Raw genomic sequence first — 17688 nt, 5'->3', positions numbered from 1 at the left:
GAACTGATTGATTATGCAAAAATCAACTAAGTTTGTGAAGAAACATACTTAAACTATCGGGTGCGTTGATCCAACAAGGATTGACGCTTTTTTTACTGAAACCCTTATTGGACAAACGGGGCAGGATAGCTCAATAAGCGATAGATGAAATTTCATTTTAATATACTTATTAAATTCTATTATAATAAGTAATAAAGAATATAAGAATAAGTAGAAAAATGGAGGAAAACTGCACATATTTCTTACACTACACAGGAAAGGTGATTACTTGAAAAAGAGGTTGGTATTATTTTTTATTCAGTTCACGATATCATTACCTGCAATAATGATTATAATGCAATACATCGCAAATGATAATTTAAGTACATTCGGAATGATTTGGAGAATGATGATATTCCTAATATTGGTTACGGTACTTCGAAAGATTTCATTTTCTTTTAAAAGTATTCCTTCATATCAAATAAATTTATTTCTTTTTATTAATTTAATATTAGCTGTTGTAATTGTAGTAGGTTTACTAAAGTCCAATATAATAATGATAAATGGTTTGTGAAAAATTACACTTAAACAAACGGGTGCAAGAGCTGAATAAGATTGTCATTTTGATAGCTTTTTTTCTTATGTAACAAACGGGGTAATATATTTCTATAAAACTTCACAATACAAATTAGAATTTATAGTAAAATTTGAGACAGAAATAATAGAGCATAACACTAATTTTGTTTGAGATTTATTTACAAATGAAAAATGGATGTAATATCAGGGTTTCAAAGGATTGACAAAGCAAATGCACGGCATAAAAAATGCAAAATTGAATTACGATATAAGGCGAGTTTGAATTGAAATTTTGATGATAAATTTGATAGTATTACATATCTTTAAGTAGTTTGTAAGAAAGACCTTTCTTAATAAGCAGTTAGTTACAGGCGGATAAATTGAAAGATGTTATAGTTTGTAGTGTAAAACTCCCATGAAAAGATATAAGTAAAAAGGAGGATGTTATGTATGACAGTAATATTTCGAAACAATTGTGATATCAATGAATTTGGGGACGATTATTTGAAGATAAGGATGTTTTTATGTCGTCTTAAAGACCTGACCTTTTCTTATGGAAGATGGGATTGGATGATGAAGCATGGTTTTTTAAATAAATCGGAAATTTCGAGAATAGGGATATGGGAAGATGACGGTGAAATTGTGGCTGCTGTCCTCTATGACAGTGACTTAGGTAATGGACATTTTTGTATTAAGGAAGGCTATGCATACCTAAAAGAGGAAATGCTTCTCTATGCTGAAAAGAATTTAAACAATGGCGCTGTATTTGAAGCATTTATTTCAGATAAGGATTTAGAATTTCAGCGTATTGCCTATAGAAAAGGTTACCTTCCGACCACAAATAAAGAGTGTGACGCATATTTTCCTATTGAAGAACGTTCCTTGAACTATGAATTGCCTGAGGGCTTTCGCATTGCTAGCATGGCAGATAATTATGATGTATTTAAGTATGGAGAGGTATTGTTTAAAGGATTTGATCATGAAGAGGAAAATAGAATATTCACCGCAACGGAAAAGGACATTGAGCATTATCATAACGAATTTAGCGCCCCGAATGTAAATAAGGGGCTAAAAGTTATTGCTCTTGATTCAAATGGCGAATTTGCCGCTTACTGTGGTATGTGGTACGACGAGCATTCTGAATACGGAATTGTAGAACCGCTCGTGACAATACCGAAATACAGAAAAATGGGGCTTGGCAAGGCTGTTGTCTATGAAGGAATAAAAAGATGTAGAGAATTGGGGGCAAAATCTATCTTCGTGGGTTCTTCCCAGCAATTCTATTATTCCATTGGTTTCATCCCTTACGGAAATGGAACGTATTGGGTAAAGAAGTGAGAAAATCTTGATGTAGAATCTAAAGGAGATAAGATAATAGGTCAAAAGAAAAAATCATTCCAGAAAGTTTGTGAATAAATGCACTTAAACTAACGGGTGCATTACTTTAATAAGAAGCTGATTTAATCAGCTTCTTTCTTTATGTCACTATCGGGGCAGTTTAACGCAAGAAGGATTGCAGGAAAATATATATACCGAATAGAAATACTTAATATAACAAACTAAGAGAGGAGATCATACTACTATGAATATTTTAACTCTGACTTTAAGTTATTTAATAGGCTCAATTTCATTTGCTTTAGTAATCGGTAAAATGTTTTATAAGAAAGATATCCGTGATTACGGTAGTGGTAATCTCGGGGCAACTAATGCTTATAGAGTTTTAGGAGTAAAAGCAGGAGTAATTGTTGCAATTGCTGATATATTAAAAGGTACACTTGCTTGTTTACTTCCACTAATACTAGATTCTACGGTTAACCCTGCTTTATGTGGATTATTAGCCATATTAGGACACATATTTCCTGTATTTTCTAGCTTCAAAGGTGGGAAAGCTGTTGCGACAGCAACTGGAGTTTTCTTATTCTTGACGCCTTTAGGTGTTTTGGTTGGTTTTGCAGTGTTTGTGTTAACTTTGTTATTAACTAAGTATGTGTCACTAAGTTCAATGTTGGCTAGTATAGCATTATTCATTTACAGTCTAATATTTGAAGATAATGTTACCATGGCACTTACTCTACTAATAAGCGTATCAATAATCATTCTTCATCGACAAAATCTAAAAAGAATTCTAAATGGAACAGAGAACAAAATAGTCGAAAAATATTGAGTATTACTTATTAAGCTAATACGTGCTAGAGCTGAAGATCAAGGCTGCCAATAAGTAGTCTTATTTTTGTTATGGAGGTAGGAAGGCAAAATTTCTATTTGAGTAGATGGGGTGCAATTTGTATGGAATTTAAGATAGATAAGTTAAAAGGGTTCAGTCCCCAAATAGGACATCTTGTTTCACAAATGGACTATGTCAGAAAAACAACTTTAGAAGCTGTATATGGTTTAACTGCTTCCGACTTAGACTTTTTACCGAGCAAGGATGGTAATAGTATTGGAGCCCTTTTATTACATATGGCTGCTGTTGAAAAAGGGTTCCAAATAGAGATTTTTGATGGCAGGAGTCCGAATGAAAAAGAAATGGCTGATTGGGGCACGCCATACGGCCTTGGAGATAAAGGAAGAGCAAACATAAAAGGATATCCCTTAGACTTTTATATTGCCAAACTTGATGAAGTTCGAAGTAGAACATTGAAAGAATTAGCTAAATTGGATGATGATTGGTTATATGAGGATAGACTATGGGATAAACATCCATCTAATAACTACTTCATTTGGTTTCACGTATTCGAGGATGAAATTAACCATAGAGGTCAAATACGAATTGTTAGAAAAATGTTAGTTCAAAAATAATGGAGTTGTTCCATAAACGATACAGTTCTTCATAATTTCGAATATGGCCGTTAAAATGCGTGTGACCTGGGCAACCTTATATGAAGAAAGCATAAACCCTTTACAATGAAAGATGGATGCTTTTTTTAATAGTATAGAATGCGAGTCGTTTTTAATTTAAAAAGGATTTATTTATACATGGTGAAGAACGGAGACAGCTAAAATGCTGTCTCTTTTTTTAGCTATTGGGCATAATCTTATAAGCAACTTTACAACAACGATGGTAGGGTGAAAAAGTCCTTTGATAAAGGGAAATATTCCCTGTTCATTAGCTAATTTCCATATATAAATGCAGATATGTGATTAGAGGTCCTAGATATTCAGATTATTCAGGCCTTATTTTTGTTCGTTTTATGTCAGAAATATTGATAAAAGTAGTCTTTTTGTATGTGTAAATGTTCATTATTGTCGATTTTTTGAGCGATTTTAGGAAAAAAGGTGAATATTAAAATTATTATACCGATAATATGGTAAGTTAGTAGTGGATAGAAAGGAGCGGTAACTTTGAAGAAAGCACTTATTCTATTACTTTGTACACTGTTGGTGTTGCCAATGGCGGCCATGGGAAATAAGAATCCGGTTAAAGCGGCTTCTACAAGCTTCAAGGATATTCCATCCAATCATAAAGCGTATAAGGAAATAATGTTTTTAGCTCAGGGGAAAATTACGACAGGGGATATCAATGGATATTTCAACCCTAAAAATAATGTAACAAGGGCGGAATTTTCTGCATTCCTTGGAAGGGCCCTGAATTTTGATGGAACGAAGAAAAAAACGGCTTTTAAAGATGTCGGTTCAAGTAATTTTGCTTCCGGCTACATACAGGAGGCCACTCAGAAAAATATTATCAGCGGCTATAAGGATGGGACGTTTAAACCATCGGGAAATGTCACACGTGGTGAAATGGCTCTTATGATTTGCAGAGCACTCGGCTATTCTTCGAACAATACGACTGCAGGTGCTTTAAATAAATTAGTTTCGCTGGGCATCGCACCTTCGGGTTCTGTTGGAACAGGAAAGGCTCTCCGTGAAGATACAGCCATTTATCTTGCAAGGGCAATCAACTATAAATTAAGAACAAAGCAAAATATCACTTTCAGTGGAACACAATCAGTAAAGGCAGACACATTGAATGTGCGTTCGGGCCCGTCGACCTTGTATAATTCGATCGGCAGTTTAAAATATAATGAGACCGTATCAGTAGGCTATAAGGTAGGAAGCTGGACATTGGTCAAGTCAAAAAGCCAACTAGTCGGTTTTGTTTCTAATGCCTATTTGAGCAGCAGCGACAATTCAGGGAATTCCGGAGGGACAGTAACACCACCGTCAAATGGGGGCAATAGCGGCACTTCACTTGCTTCACAGACATTAGTCATCGATCCTGGCCATGGGGGAACAGACCCAGGCGGTATCGGCTATGGCTTAAAAGAGAAGGATATTGTATTGGATACAGGAATCCGGCTGCGGAATTATCTTTCCAAAACGCCTCTCAATGTTAAGATGACAAGGGATACAGATGTTTTTGTTACATTACAAGGACGTGTGACATTTGCGAAAAACGTGAAGGCTAATACGTTTGTATCCATCCACACGAATGCGGGTGGGGGAACAGGTTCAGAAACGTATTACTACGGCAAGGCTTCCAATCCGAATGTAACAGACAGCAAAAAGTTGGCGGACTGCATCCAAGCGAGATTGACAGCAGCATTGGGAACAAAGGATCGCGGGGAGAAACACGGCGACCTCCATGTTTTGCGTGAAAACTCGATGCCAGCCGTCTTAGTGGAATTGGCTTTTATCGATACGAAGGCTGACAATGCATTGCTTGGATCACCTACCTATCGGCAAAAAGCGGCTCAGGGCATCTATTACGGAATTTTGGACTATTACAAGTCTAAAGGATTTAATGTATCTAAATATTATTAATTGCAACCGAAAAACCAGTGATTATTTATTTTCACTGGTTTTTTTTATGTTTGCTTTGTTTAAGGGCGGGGTGATTTTCTTAGTGGGCATACGTGACAGGTGAACTTGCTATCATAATTGACAATCCATTCCGCGTACCCTATATTCAGGGGGAAGAAGATGATTCAGGAGGTGGTCAGCTTGAATAAACAAGATACTAGAACGGTCCATGTAAAGCCTTTTTCTTTAGCGGCGGTCCTTTACATGGGGTAGACAATCATTTTTGATCGCCCAGTTAAAAGGCTTTGCATCCATTATTAAATTTTTTAATAAAGGAGCGGGCCGGCATGAAATATCAATCAGCCCATTCAATATTGCCGGAAGCATTATTGAATGAAGTGCAAAAATATATCGATGGAGAATTCATCTATATTCCTGTTAAGGGCAACAAGCGGAAAGAGTGGGGCTCACAAACTGGGGCAAAGAATGAATTGGGAAAACGCAACCAGGCTATACAGAATGAATATAGAAAAGGTATTCCGCTTGATGAAATCGCGAAAAAGTATCATTTATCCCCATCGACGGTCAAGAATATCCTCTATCGAAAATAAGGAGAAAATCATGCAAAACCATTTGCATGATTTTTAATTTGATTCGCTTTAGTCTATGCCAAAAATAGATATAGTCATTTTAAAACTATTATACGCATGCCTTACTTGGTACAATAAGTGTAAGGAGGAAATGAAGATGATTCCCTTTATAACAAATGATCAATATAACTTTATTATGAAGCAGGCCAAACTGATTGACGGAGCCAGGCATACAGTGAATGACGGCCAGGTGAAAAAGGCATTTATTTATTCAGCATTCGATAAAGTATTAGAACTGTTTCCGCATCTGGAGGAAGAGCAGCATTCCCTGCTTTCCGATATGTTGTCGATCGAATCGGAAAGTGGGCTTGAACAGTTCGAACGTAAAATCGGTGAACTTTGCATCCCCTTTCCTGCCTTGACGGATCATCAGATCAGTAAGCTGTTCCGCAAGGTGAAGAAATTGAACAATCCTGCTTTGACGGAGGATCAATGGAATCATCTTACTTTTGTAAGCTGGAATGATAAGGGCAATGGCCGGAAATTTATTATAAAAGAAGTGGATGGAAAATTAGTCGGGATTCATGGACGTTTTCTGTTGAGCTCGAAAAAGGGCATTTGCCATTTTTGCCATCATCATTCACAGGTGGGCCTATTTACAGTTGAATTAAAATCAAAAGGCGCATCAATGAATTACAAAGCGCTGGGCAATTACATTTGTGAAGACGGTGAGCAGTGCAATCGCCAGATTTTATCGACGGAACGAATTGATTCATTTTTGCGTGAAACGAGTAAATAAAGGCATCGCCTGTCTAATAGGCGATTGCCTTTTTTTCTGCCCGCAGAATGCCTCTTGCCTTAATGCAATATGCGGTATAGCCTTTCAACCGCTTCCTCTATCTGATTCGCTTCTATGTTGGCAAAACCTATTACCAGATCAATCGTTTTTCCATGTTTCTCAGCACCATTCAGCATAAATCGCTTCATTGTATAGATTTCAAGCTTTTGTCGTTTGGCATGCTCTTCGATTTCAGCATATGTTTTTTCCGAACAGAAATGGGCCAATAAATGCAGGCCAGCAGGAATATCATCAATCTCTATGTCTTTCTTGAACCTCTTTTTTAAGGCTTCAATCAATATCCCGCGGTTATGTTCGTAATGATGGTTCATTTTTTTTACATGGCGCAAGTATCCGCCATCCTGGATAAAGTAATGCAAGGTATATAGATTCAAAGTATTGCTGTATTGCATCCCGTCTTGAAAGCGTTCCCGGTAGAGCCTCAATAAGTCCGGTGGCAGCACCATATAGCTGATTCGGAATCCTGGATACATCGATTTGGAAAAAGTACCGGTGTAAATGACTTTATTATGGCTGTCCAGGCTCTGTAAAGAAGGAATGATATCGCTTCTGTATTTGAATTCACTATCATAATCATCTTCTATAATGTATCGGCCTTTGTTTTTAAAGGCCCAGTTCAACAGCTCGATCCTCCTGGAAATGGGCATGATGATGCCAGTCGGAAATTGGTGGGAGGGCGTAACGGAAAGCAAATCGGCATCAATAGCTGCAATCCCTGCAGGATCGATTCCTTTTTTATCCAATGCAACTGGCGCGACTTTACGTCCAAGTCGCTTTAGCAATGTATAGAATCGGGCATAGCCTGGATTTTCCACAGCGATGACCGCCTCTTTTTTCATTAACTCCATCAGCTGACGGATAAGTGAATGCGTCCCTGCCCCTATAACGATTTGTTCCGGCTCGCTTTTGACGCCTCTTGTTAAGGCGATCATTTTGCTGATTGTTTCACGGACGATATAAGGTCCTTGTGGATGGGCCATCTCAGAAAGTTCCTGTTGGTGGTTAATAATCGCCTCCCTTTGGCATCTGAACCAGTTTTTGAAAGGGAATAAGGACATATTGGCAGTCATATGCGATAAAGACAGCCAATCATCATCCCTTTCCTTGTTTTCCCGTAAATCATCAGGAAGGGTATATTGGCCGGCTGGTTCATGCTGAATAAGCTCTTTCATATTTTCCACGAAATACCCGCTTCGTTCTTTTGAGTAAATATATCCTTCGGCAAGCAATTGTTCATAGGCAGTCGCAATACTGTTGACACTTACATTCAGTTGTCCGGCCAAATTCCTTTTTGAAGGAAGTTTTTCATCGGAAGTAATCCTGCCTGACAGTATCCCATTTTTAATGCCTTCATAGACTTGTTTATATATAAAACCTGTTTCTTTACTATGGTCGATCGATAAGTAGAGCATGCAATCCCACGCTTTCTGGTACCCAATTTTTTTCACTTTTGGTACTTTTTATTGTATCAAAATGTTGTCATACTGGATAATAAATTAAACGATAGAGGTGGTTAAGGATGAAAACGTCCAATAAGGCGAAAGAACTGCAGGAGAAAAGAAAGGCATTCGTTCCGAAAGGGGTCAGCAATGGCAACCTGCAAATTGCCGCATATGCGCATGGGGCGACTGTTACAGATATTGACCAGAATGAATGGATTGATTTTGCGGGGGCCATCGGCACGTTGAATGTCGGCCACACACATCCAAAGATCACGGAGGCTGTCAAAGAGCAAGTGGACCGTTTTTTGCATCCCGGTTTCAACGTGATGATGTATGAAGGCTACATCCGATTGGCGGAGAAATTATGCCAAATCACTCCCGGTACATTCGATAAGCAAGCAATTTTATTGAATTCCGGTGCGGAAGCAGTTGAAAACGCTGTCAAAATTGCGCGGCGTTATACCGGAAGACAAGCGGTTGTGTCCTTTGTGCGCGGCTATCATGGCAGAACCAATATGACCATGAGTATGACAAGCAAGGTAAAGCCCTATAAATTCGGTTTCGGCCCATTTGCGCCTGAGGTATACCAAGCTCCTTTTCCATATATGTACCATAAGCCGGAGGCAATGGAGGAAGATCCTTATATCGACCAAAAAATCGAAGAGTTCAAAGAGTTTTTCATCGCATCCGTCGCTCCAGAAACAGTGGCATGCATTGTCATGGAGCCGGTACAAGGTGAAGGAGGCTTCATTATACCGCCGAAAAAATTCGTTGCTTATGTCAGTGAATTCTGCAAGGAGCATGGAATTGTGTTCGTTGCAGATGAAATCCAAACCGGTTTTGGGCGCACTGGCAAGCTTTTTGCTATGGAACACTTTGGGATTGTGCCCGATTTAATGACAGTCTCTAAATCCTTGGCAGCCGGGCTTCCGTTGAGCGGGGTTGTCGGGCGAAAAGAAATGATGGATGCCGCTGAGCCCGGGGAATTAGGAGGAACATATGCAGGGAATCCGGTAGCATGTGCAGCGGCACTAGCTGTAATAGAAGTAATGGAGGAGGAAGAACTGCCGAAGCGGGCGGAATCCATTGGCGAAAAAATGGAAGCCACCCTATCCGAATTGCAAAAGCACTATCATTTTGTTGGGGAAATCCGCCGTCTAGGAGCCATGGCTGCTGTTGAGATTGTGAAAGATCGCCATTCCAAGCTCCCGGATAAAGAAAGAACAGCAGGGATTACAAAATTTGCTAATGAAAATGGCTTATTGTTGCTATCCGCCGGCCTCAATAGTAACGTTATCCGTTTTCTTGCACCGCTTGTCATCACAGATGAAGAGCTTTCAAAAGGATTATCCATTCTTGGGCAATCATTTGCTTCAGTAGAATGATTATTCTATAAGACTATTAAATGGAATGATTGGGTATAAAAGGATATCTTGCGGGAGTTGGATGTTAATCAGCTTAGAACGGAAGAAAAAAGATTGGCAAGGCCCTTCCGTTCTGAGCGTTTAGTGATTTCATATCCCGATTAAAGGAGGCGTCGTGATGAGGGTAGGATTGGCACAATTTACTCCCGTATTATCAGATAAATGGAAGAATGCAAACCGAATGGCCGAATATTTGCGTGAAGCTAAAATGCAGAAAGCAGATATTGTTCTGTTCCCTGAGCTTGCATTGACAGGTTATTCAATTGGCTGTGAATTGGAGGAACAGGCAGAATCGGTTGAAGGTGAAACGCTGACATTTTTAAGGAGTGTCTGCAGAGAGCTGGCTATCCATTCAGTCATTTCTTTTCCAGAAAAAAAAGAAGGGTCCTATTACATATCCAGTGCGTTGATCGATGATGAGGGAGGAATAGCCGGAGTGTACCGAAAGACACATTTATTCGGTGAGGAGGCCGCTTCCTTCAAACGAGGTGATTGTTGGCCGGTCTTCGAGACAAAGCTCGGGAGGATCGGCGTAATGATTTGTTATGATCTGGAGTTTCCGGAAGTCGCAAGGCTCCTTCGTTTGCAAAGGGCAGACTTGATTTTAGTCAATACGGCCAACATGACCCCTTATGAGCGCTATCAAACGGTCTACATGCAAAGCAGGGCAATGGAAAATGAGATTCCAATCGCCATTTGCAATCGATTGGGCATGGAGGGGGACTTGCATTTTTTCGGAAATAGCATGGCTGTTGACGGAAAAGGCCATGTATTGATCGATATGCAATCGGAGGAAACGTTCCGGACAGTCGATGTTCCGTTGGGCAAAGAACACGATCCCGATCTGGCTTACGCTGAAAACCTGCATCCGCGAATGAAAAACAGCCTGAAATCCTGTTTGTAATGAAAGAGTGTTTGCGCGGAAGACAGCAGCAGTATAAGGGACAGAAAGGATTGATAATATGAAAAAAGAGAAAGAATCGTTGGAACGATCAGTTACTTTGGTGCCGCTAGTTCTGTTCGGGTTGGCTTATATGGCTCCAATGATTGTGTTTGGCACATATGGCGTTTTGGCTGAAACAACGAAAGGCGTGGTGCCGACAGCCTATATCATCGCTCTCATTGCCATGCTTTTCACTGCCAATAGCTACGGGAAGATGGTGAAAGCGTTTCCTGTATCCGGTTCGGCTTATACATATACCCGTAAATCAATCAGTTCCCATCTAGGTTTTATGGTCGGCTGGTCTGTTTTGCTTGATTATTTGTTCTTACCGCTTGTCATCTGGCTTATAGGCAGTGTGTACCTGCAATCCGCATTTCCGGATGTACCTGCTTGGATTTGGATTATTTCTTTTATTGTTATTACAACTGCCATCAATATCATCGGTATAAAAATGACAACCAATGTAAACTTTCTCATGATGCTGTTTCAATTTTTGGTCATTGCTATTTTTATTGTCCTATCCATTATCAGTTTAATGAAAGGGCATGGTACGGGCACTTTGTTCTCCAGCAGTGCGTTTGTAAATAGTAAAGTGACTTTTTCTCTAGTGGTGGCAGGAGCCTCTGTGGCTTGTTATTCATTTTTGGGCTTTGATGCAGTCACAACTATGTCCGAGGAGACGGTAAACCCGACGAAGACAGTGCCGCGGGCAATTTCTTTGATCGCAATGATCGGCGGTGCAGTCTTTATACTGACATCCTACGTGTCTTACTTGGTCTATCCACATTATCAGCAATTTAAGCATATCGATGCCGCGGGCTCTGAAATCGCCTTTGCTGTGGGAGGAAATCTGTTCAGTGCAATTTTCTTGGCGGGGCTCATTATCGCCCAATTTGCTTCAGGCCTGACCGCCCAGACAAGTGCAGCACGGTTACTGTTTGCCATGGGCCGCGATTCAGTGCTTCCAAAGAAATTTTTTGGATACATCCATCCCCGCTTCAGAACGCCGATCCTCAATTTGTTGGTCGTTTCTGTCGTAGCCTTATTGGCATTGAAAATGGATGTTTCTACTTCCACATCATTTATCAACTTCGGTGCTTTTGTTTCCTTTACTTTCGTAAACCTCTCTGTGATCGGACATTACTTTGTTAAAGAAGGAAACCGCTCAGGAAAGCATGTTCTTTTATATTTACTAGTGCCTCTGCTTGGAGCTTTTTTTGACATATGGCTCCTCATCCATTTGGACAAGCATGCATTAATTCTAGGAAGCATCTGGACATTTGTTGGCTTTGTATATTTAATCGTCCTGACAAGAATGTTCCGGAGGGAGCCGCCGGAATTATCGATGGATGATAAAGAAGCATCCTAAAGAACCATGTTTTTTAAAAAAAATGCGGTTGGAGTTGTGAACCGATGCGTTAGAATGCAAAAGATGGATGGGAGCTCCATAAAAGAAGGTTAGTACTCGCTAAAGGCAACATCATTGTTTATTTCAGGGATAGGAGAGATACATATGGGAAAAAAATTGAAAGTAACGAATCCGGCTACAGGTGAAATCGTATCAGAGGTAGATGTATCTTCGGATGAGGAAGTGAAGAGAGCGTTAAGAAAAGGGCATGAATATTTCAAGTCATGGTCAAAAGTAAATGCGCATGAACGGGCCGGCCTGCTGCAAAAGTGGGCAGCAAAAATCATCCAACATAAAGAAGAACTTGCAAGGGTCATGACGTTGGAAAATGGAAAACCGCTGAATGAATCTTTGGCAGAGGTCGACTATGCCAACAGCTATATTATCTGGTATGCGGAAGAAGCAAAGAGGGTTTACGGCCGGACAATTCCTGCCTCCGCCGATTCCAAAAAAATCATTGTCAGCAGGCAGCCGATCGGATTGGTCGCAGCCATCACTCCGTGGAATTTTCCCGCTGCCATGATGACGCGAAAAGCGGCGCCGGCCCTTGCCGCCGGCTGTACATTTATTGTAAAACCAGCGGAAGAAACACCTTTAACGACTGTCAGATTAATAGAATTGGCACATGAAGCAGGCATTCCTGAGGATGCTCTGCAATGTGTAAATGGAGAAGGAAAGCGAATCGGCGGCCTTTTTACAAGCAGTGAATATGTGAGGAAGCTGTCTTTTACCGGTTCTACGTCTGTAGGAAAATCATTGATCCGTAACAGTGCGGAAAGTGTGAAGCATGTCACCATGGAATTGGGAGGGCACGCCCCTTTTATAGTGGCAGAGGATGCGGACTTAGATTTTGCCGTACAGCAAGCCATCATCTCGAAATTCAGAAATGCCGGGCAGACATGTGTGTGCGCCAACCGCCTTATTGTCCATGAATCCGTAGCCGCTGAATTCGCGGCAAAGCTCTCAGCTGAAGTTGCATGCCTGAAAGTGGGGAATGGATTGGATGAGGATGTGCAAATAGGGCCAATCATTAATGAAAAGGGCTTCCATAAAATTGTTGGGCAAATCAACGATGCTGTTGAAAAGGGTGCGAACGTGCTTACTGGCGGAACGTATGATGGTGATCAGGATAAAGGTTCTTATTTTGTTCAACCGACTGTTCTGGCAAATGTCAATGAAGAGATGCTCATCATGCATGAAGAAACATTCGGCCCGGTTGCTCCCATCATTCCATTCAAGGAATTGGAAGAGGCGATTGCCATCGCCAACCGGACACCATATGGATTAGCGGCTTATTTTTTCACCAATGATTACCGGACGGGAATCTACCTGCATGAACATCTTGAATTTGGCATTATTGGATGGAATGACGGAGCTCCGTCTGCGGCCCATGTCCCGTTTGGGGGCATGAAGGAAAGCGGTCTGGGGAGAGAAGGCGGCATCGAAGGAATCGAGCCTTACCTGGAAACGAAGTATTTATCGATCGGGCAAATGCAATAAAATAGAAATAGGAAGGGGGCAGCCCTTCCTATTTGCTGTGCTGTAAAATGATCATTACCGGTAGTCAGCTTCAGCGAAAAAAATGTCAAACGCTCATTAAAGGCTTTACCATTACTATATGGGGGATACCGTCTTCCATAAAAATCTCTGAAGCGGCACTATAGCCTAATTTTTCATAATACCCTCTTGCTTGTGCCTGGGCATGAAGCTTCACCTGCTCCAACGAGTGTAAAACCGCTATATCTTCCAAGGCTTGTATGATTTCTTTTCCCAGGCCAAATGTGCGGAACTGTTTAAGGACACAAATCCTTTCCAGCTTGCCGGCTCCTTCCGTTATTCTCATTCTTCCGGTACCGGCGGCTTGCCTCTCGTACTGAACCAATACATGGTCAGCTTCGGCCAAAAGCGTGTCATAACAGTCGAATTCATTCTCAAGAGGAATTTCCTGTTCTTCAACAAATACGCTCTTGCGGATGGCAAATGCATGTTGCAAGTCTTCTTCTGTGATAATTTTAAAGATTTCCATACCCGGTTTCCTTTCTTATATCAACTGATATAAGTCGAGTATAAGCAATTCAAAGGGCAGGGACAACCGCAAGCAACCCATTATCATTTTCAGCCTGATTGACTTTCCTTCCGCACCGGACTACAATGAAGGTAACTTTAAGAAAGCGAAGGTATATGTCTATGTACAACTAATCTCATTGCGTTCAAAAGAAATCTCAATAGTAATGTGAGAAATCTGGAGAGAATGGGATTAGTCTGTCTATAGCATATACGTTTTTGCATGCGCATAAGTGAAATCCGCTGGAACGGATCTTTACGGCATATGCATGTCTTTCGTGTACGTATATGATGTTATGGAACACATGACGAAAGCCTATCCTGCTAATCCGGATAGGCTTTTTCTATTGGAACATTTCCCATTCACCTCCATGGAAAATATGAAAACTTGGGGTGAGTGTATGAAGGAAGTCCGTATACAGGCGTTAGGCCTGGCAAAAGCATTTAATGAAAAAACAATTATCAATCATGGAGATTTAACCATAAGCGACGGAGAGCGCCTTGGACTGACCGGCTATAATGGCCAAGGTAAAACAACATTGTTAAAAATGTTGATGGGTCTAGTGGAGCCTGATAAAGGAACCATACGTTTCTTTCCGGAAAATCTAGTTATCGGCTATTTGCCGCAAATGGTGGACATCCGAGATGGAAAGAAAATCGAAGATATGTATTCAAACGATTACATGCAGCAATTGAGCAAAATCGGGAATGGCCATGATTTGCTGGAAATTTTGTCATCGCGCGGGAGCGCCAGTGGAGGAGAAAAAGTAAAACTGGCACTGACAGCGCTTCTGGATAAGAAGCCGGATATCCTGTTTCTTGATGAACCGACCAACCATTTGGATGCAAAGGGGATGGAATGGCTGTTGAAACAATTGAATGCCTTCAAAGGAGCCATCATTCTGATTTCACATGATCGGCATTTTCTTGATCAACTGGCAACCGGCATTCTTGAATTGGAGAATGGAAAATTAACAGCTTATACAGGCACATATAGCGATTACCGCCTTCAGAAGGAAAAGGACAGGGAATCCCTGCAAAGAGCATACGATAACCAACAGCAACATATCAGGGATATCGAAGAGCAAATCAGCCACCTTTCCCAATGGGCGTCCAAAGCGCACCGGCAGCAAGGCAAAAAAGGATTTGCAGCGGAGAGCAGAATAAAAGAGATTGACGGCGTGCGGGCCAAAAAACGCGATAAGCAAGTCCAATCCAAAAGAAAGCGCCTGGAAGCTGAATTGAAAAAAGAAAAAGTGGAGAAGCCGGAAGAAGAGTGGAAAGTCGATTTTTCTTTCCGGGCTGAACAAAAGCATGGAAAGAGGATATTGGAGGCCAAGGGGCTGGCAAAAAGCTTCGGAGAACGAACACTTTTTGAAAAAAGCCATTTTTATGTAAAAGGAGGAGAGAAGGCCGCTTTATTGGGGGAAAACGGCAGCGGCAAAACCACCTTTGTGTCAATGCTACTGGGCAATGAAGACATTACGAAAGGATCCTTATGGAAAAGCCCTTCCCTCAAGATTGGCTACTTCAGCCAAGAATTGACTGACATTCCTTTAGAGAAGACCGCCTTGGAGTTTATAAACGCTGGGGTGCAAACTAGTTTAGCCAGGACCATACTTGCAAATATGGGCATTACAGCCCTCCAGTTGAAAAATAAGCTATCTGCCTTCAGCCAAGGAGAGTTAATGAAGGTCAAATTGGTTTCCATGCTATTGGATTCGTATGATTTATTAGTGTTGGATGAACCGACCAACCATTTGGATTTGCCAAGCAGGGAGACACTTGAAAAGACATTGTCTGAATTCACAGGCACGCTGCTGATCATTTCACATGACCGTTATTTGATAGATGCTGTCTGCGATAAACTATTGGTCATTGAAGGGAAACGGATAAAGCGAATCGAATCCACCTTGAAAGAGCATGAAAAAAGAGCTGAACAAAATGTTGAACGTGCCAAACTGGACGAGGATAATGAAAGAGCAGTCAACGAACTGAAACGAATCGAGTTGATAGGCCAATTGAGCACTGTCCAGCCAGATTCTGAGGAATATAAAAAACTGAATGAGGAATTCGATCAATTGATGCATAGCTCTAACCGGAATGATGGGCAGAGTAAAGGATGCAAATAACCTGAAGCTGTTGTTTCTTCATTGGATTCTTTTCCAAATTGTGAACATTATAAGTATAACGTTAGATTGCTTATTGAAGAGTGCGCCAGTCCAGTATGAAATATGCCATAATAGAAGCGTCAGCCAAATGTATTCATTGGCGATGATGGAAGAGGTGCAATCGAATGGAATGTACGGCGATTATTCTTGCAGGTGGAAAATCAAGCAGGATGGGGCGAAACAAGGCTCTTTTACCGATATTCAACCAGACTGTTATTGAACATATTGCCTCGCGCTGCCAACTGGTAGCCGATGAAGTCATTCTGGTTACGAATGACCCTGAAACATATTCGTTCCTAGGTTTGCCGATGGTTGCAGACAGGTACGGGAAGTCAGGGCCGATGGCAGGATTGGAAGCGGGGTTGACCGCAAGCAGCCATGATGTCGGTTTGCTCGTTGCATGTGATATGCCCTTCCTTGATGAACAGGTAATGCGAGCGTTAACGGCCGGAATAGTGGGTCATGATGCAGCGGTGCCTGTCATTGAAGGCAGGAAACACCCTTTGTTTGCGGCCTATCGTAAAACCTGCCTAAAAACGATAAGAGAAAAACTGCTAGCAAGGGATGTTAAGATGATGCATCTATTGGATGATGTTCAGGTGAAGGAACTGTTCGAGGAAGATCTAGCCCTTTCAGATGAAAGTAAAATGGCTTTTTTCAATATGAATTCGCCGGATGAATATAAAAAAGCGCAAGAAGTCGAAAGGAAATGGTATCGCGATGATAGGTGAAAATCCGGATAGCCATACTGTTTCAAGGGGTTTCTTGTTCAAAAGCAGATAAAAGGATGGTATTCAATGAATTGTGAAATTACTACAGAACCGATTGATGTTCAACAGATGATCGATAAGGTCACTAGGCGGGAAGCAGGCGCCATTACGACCTTTATCGGTACAGTCAGAGAATGGACGCAAGGAAAGAAGACCTTATTTTTGATATATGAAGCATATGTCCCGATGGCTGTGAAAAAAATGGATGAAATTGTTGCTGAAGTGAAAGAGCGCTGGCCCGATGCCGAAATGGCCATTACCCATAGAATAGGAAAGTTGGCAATTACAGATATCGCTATTGTCATAGCTGTATCAACACCGCATCGAAAGGATGCCTATGCAGCCAATGAATATGCAATCGAACGAATTAAAGAAATGGTGCCGATTTGGAAGAAAGAGCATTGGGAAGACGGGGAAGAGTGGATCGGCAATCAACAAGGGACCATTGCTTATCCATCAGGAAAACCGGAGGAGAACGACCTATGATTAAAATCTTGCTTTTTACAAACCTGAAGGAAAAATTCGGTGAAGATGAAATGGAATGGCAAGGAGCGGGGCTTTCTGTGTCAGGCCTAAAAAGCCAATTGGCAGACAGATTGAATGTTAAGGATGAATTGGCCTCTGTCATGACAGCCGTTAATGAAGAATTTGTCGATGATGCCTACGTATTGGAAAAAGGTGACGTTGTCGCGTTCATACCACCGGTCAGCGGAGGTTGA

Annotated in this window: 15 protein-coding genes and 1 pseudogene; 14 read left to right on the top strand and 2 right to left on the bottom strand. The window is 41.2% G+C overall.

Annotated elements, in window-relative coordinates:
- The first annotated feature begins 1005 nt into the window (after positions 1 to 1005).
- The 6 genes from ABC357_RS15175 (at position 1006) to ABC357_RS15150 (ending at position 6687) form a co-directional block, all read left to right on the top strand.
- Complete coding sequence (locus tag ABC357_RS15175; protein ID WP_412888324.1) at positions 1006 to 1893, top strand: GNAT family N-acetyltransferase; 888 nt, start codon at positions 1006 to 1008, stop codon at positions 1891 to 1893.
- Between the two features lie 244 nt (positions 1894 to 2137).
- On the top strand, positions 2138 to 2719 hold the full coding sequence (gene plsY, locus ABC357_RS15170; RefSeq protein ID WP_412888323.1) for a glycerol-3-phosphate 1-O-acyltransferase PlsY: 582 nt from the start codon (positions 2138 to 2140) through the stop codon (positions 2717 to 2719).
- A 122-nt stretch (positions 2720 to 2841) separates the two neighbouring features.
- Entirely contained in the window at positions 2842 to 3354 is a 513-nt protein-coding gene (locus ABC357_RS15165; protein WP_412888322.1) for a DinB family protein, read from the top strand.
- 543 nt (positions 3355 to 3897) lie between these two features.
- Entirely contained in the window at positions 3898 to 5319 is a 1422-nt protein-coding gene (locus ABC357_RS15160; RefSeq protein ID WP_412888321.1) for an N-acetylmuramoyl-L-alanine amidase, read from the top strand.
- 326 nt (positions 5320 to 5645) lie between these two features.
- Positions 5646 to 5909, top strand: coding sequence for a CD3324 family protein (locus ABC357_RS15155; protein WP_412888320.1), 264 nt, complete (start codon positions 5646 to 5648; stop codon positions 5907 to 5909).
- Between the two features lie 136 nt (positions 5910 to 6045).
- Positions 6046 to 6687: a FusB/FusC family EF-G-binding protein gene (locus ABC357_RS15150; RefSeq protein ID WP_412888319.1), complete on the top strand. Its 642-nt coding sequence runs from the start codon at positions 6046 to 6048 to the stop codon at positions 6685 to 6687.
- Between the two features lie 59 nt (positions 6688 to 6746).
- Here the strand turns inward: ABC357_RS15150 and gabR are convergent, their stop codons facing one another.
- Positions 6747 to 8195: a MocR-like transcriptional regulator GabR gene (gene gabR, locus ABC357_RS15145; RefSeq protein WP_412888318.1), complete on the bottom strand. Its 1449-nt coding sequence runs from the start codon at positions 8193 to 8195 to the stop codon at positions 6747 to 6749.
- A gap of 71 nt (positions 8196 to 8266) precedes the next feature.
- Here gabR and gabT point away from each other — a divergent pair, with 71 nt between their 5' ends.
- From gabT to ABC357_RS15125, 4 genes are all read left to right on the top strand, one after another.
- Positions 8267 to 9574 carry a 4-aminobutyrate--2-oxoglutarate transaminase gene (gene gabT / locus ABC357_RS15140; RefSeq protein ID WP_412888317.1) on the top strand — a complete coding sequence of 436 codons (1308 nt, stop codon included), beginning with the start codon at positions 8267 to 8269 and terminating at the stop codon, positions 9572 to 9574.
- 157 nt (positions 9575 to 9731) lie between these two features.
- A complete protein-coding gene (locus ABC357_RS15135) occupies positions 9732 to 10517 on the top strand; it encodes a carbon-nitrogen hydrolase family protein (RefSeq protein WP_412888316.1) in 786 nt (261 codons plus the stop codon).
- A gap of 58 nt (positions 10518 to 10575) precedes the next feature.
- A complete protein-coding gene (locus ABC357_RS15130; protein WP_412888315.1) occupies positions 10576 to 11925 on the top strand; it encodes an APC family permease in 1350 nt (449 codons plus the stop codon).
- A gap of 144 nt (positions 11926 to 12069) precedes the next feature.
- Positions 12070 to 13464, top strand: coding sequence for an NAD-dependent succinate-semialdehyde dehydrogenase (locus ABC357_RS15125; protein ID WP_412888314.1), 1395 nt, complete (start codon positions 12070 to 12072; stop codon positions 13462 to 13464).
- Positions 13465 to 13549: 85 nt separating this feature from the next.
- Here the strand turns inward: ABC357_RS15125 and ABC357_RS15120 are convergent, their stop codons facing one another.
- The gene (locus ABC357_RS15120; RefSeq protein WP_412888313.1) at positions 13550 to 13990 is read right to left on the bottom strand and encodes a GNAT family N-acetyltransferase; all 441 of its coding nucleotides are present in this window, start codon (positions 13988 to 13990) and stop codon (positions 13550 to 13552) included.
- A 514-nt stretch (positions 13991 to 14504) separates the two neighbouring features.
- Here ABC357_RS15120 and abc-f point away from each other — a divergent pair.
- From abc-f to ABC357_RS15100, 4 genes and pseudogenes are all read left to right on the top strand, one after another.
- Positions 14505 to 16160, top strand: a pseudogene (gene abc-f, locus ABC357_RS15115) (ribosomal protection-like ABC-F family protein); the annotation flags it as partial.
- Between the two features lie 164 nt (positions 16161 to 16324).
- A complete protein-coding gene (gene mobA, locus ABC357_RS15110; RefSeq protein ID WP_412888312.1) occupies positions 16325 to 16930 on the top strand; it encodes a molybdenum cofactor guanylyltransferase in 606 nt (201 codons plus the stop codon).
- A 66-nt stretch (positions 16931 to 16996) separates the two neighbouring features.
- The gene (locus ABC357_RS15105) at positions 16997 to 17455 is read left to right on the top strand and encodes a molybdenum cofactor biosynthesis protein MoaE (RefSeq protein WP_412888311.1); all 459 of its coding nucleotides are present in this window, start codon (positions 16997 to 16999) and stop codon (positions 17453 to 17455) included.
- Complete coding sequence (locus tag ABC357_RS15100) at positions 17452 to 17688, top strand: MoaD/ThiS family protein (protein WP_412888310.1); 237 nt, start codon at positions 17452 to 17454, stop codon at positions 17686 to 17688. Before ABC357_RS15105 ends, ABC357_RS15100 begins: the two co-directional genes overlap by 4 nt.

It is taken from the genome of Bacillus kalamii (genome assembly GCF_047238185.1).
Taxonomy (GTDB): Bacteria; Bacillota; Bacilli; order Bacillales; family DSM-1321; genus Bacillus_AD.
Note: the sequence above shows the minus strand (reverse complement) of the source record. Positions and strands in the feature narration are given on the sequence as shown.

What these genes read in the sequence shown, in the direction of transcription:
- mobA (WP_412888312.1), top strand. Translation starts at nt 16,325, where the DNA reads ATGGAATGTACGGCGATTATTCTTGCAGGTGGAAAATCAAGCAGGATG.
- ABC357_RS15105 (WP_412888311.1), top strand. Translation starts at nt 16,997, where the DNA reads ATGAATTGTGAAATTACTACAGAACCGATTGATGTTCAACAGATGATC.
- plsY (WP_412888323.1), top strand. Translation starts at nt 2,138, where the DNA reads ATGAATATTTTAACTCTGACTTTAAGTTATTTAATAGGCTCAATTTCA.
- ABC357_RS15125 (WP_412888314.1), top strand. Translation starts at nt 12,070, where the DNA reads ATGGGAAAAAAATTGAAAGTAACGAATCCGGCTACAGGTGAAATCGTA.
- ABC357_RS15150 (WP_412888319.1), top strand. Translation starts at nt 6,046, where the DNA reads ATGATTCCCTTTATAACAAATGATCAATATAACTTTATTATGAAGCAG.
- ABC357_RS15165 (WP_412888322.1), top strand. Translation starts at nt 2,842, where the DNA reads ATGGAATTTAAGATAGATAAGTTAAAAGGGTTCAGTCCCCAAATAGGA.
- gabT (WP_412888317.1), top strand. Translation starts at nt 8,267, where the DNA reads ATGAAAACGTCCAATAAGGCGAAAGAACTGCAGGAGAAAAGAAAGGCA.
- ABC357_RS15135 (WP_412888316.1), top strand. Translation starts at nt 9,732, where the DNA reads ATGAGGGTAGGATTGGCACAATTTACTCCCGTATTATCAGATAAATGG.
- ABC357_RS15120 (WP_412888313.1), bottom strand. Translation starts at nt 13,990, where the DNA reads ATGGAAATCTTTAAAATTATCACAGAAGAAGACTTGCAACATGCATTT.
- ABC357_RS15130 (WP_412888315.1), top strand. Translation starts at nt 10,576, where the DNA reads ATGAAAAAAGAGAAAGAATCGTTGGAACGATCAGTTACTTTGGTGCCG.
- ABC357_RS15100 (WP_412888310.1), top strand. Translation starts at nt 17,452, where the DNA reads ATGATTAAAATCTTGCTTTTTACAAACCTGAAGGAAAAATTCGGTGAA.
- ABC357_RS15155 (WP_412888320.1), top strand. Translation starts at nt 5,646, where the DNA reads ATGAAATATCAATCAGCCCATTCAATATTGCCGGAAGCATTATTGAAT.
- ABC357_RS15175 (WP_412888324.1), top strand. Translation starts at nt 1,006, where the DNA reads ATGACAGTAATATTTCGAAACAATTGTGATATCAATGAATTTGGGGAC.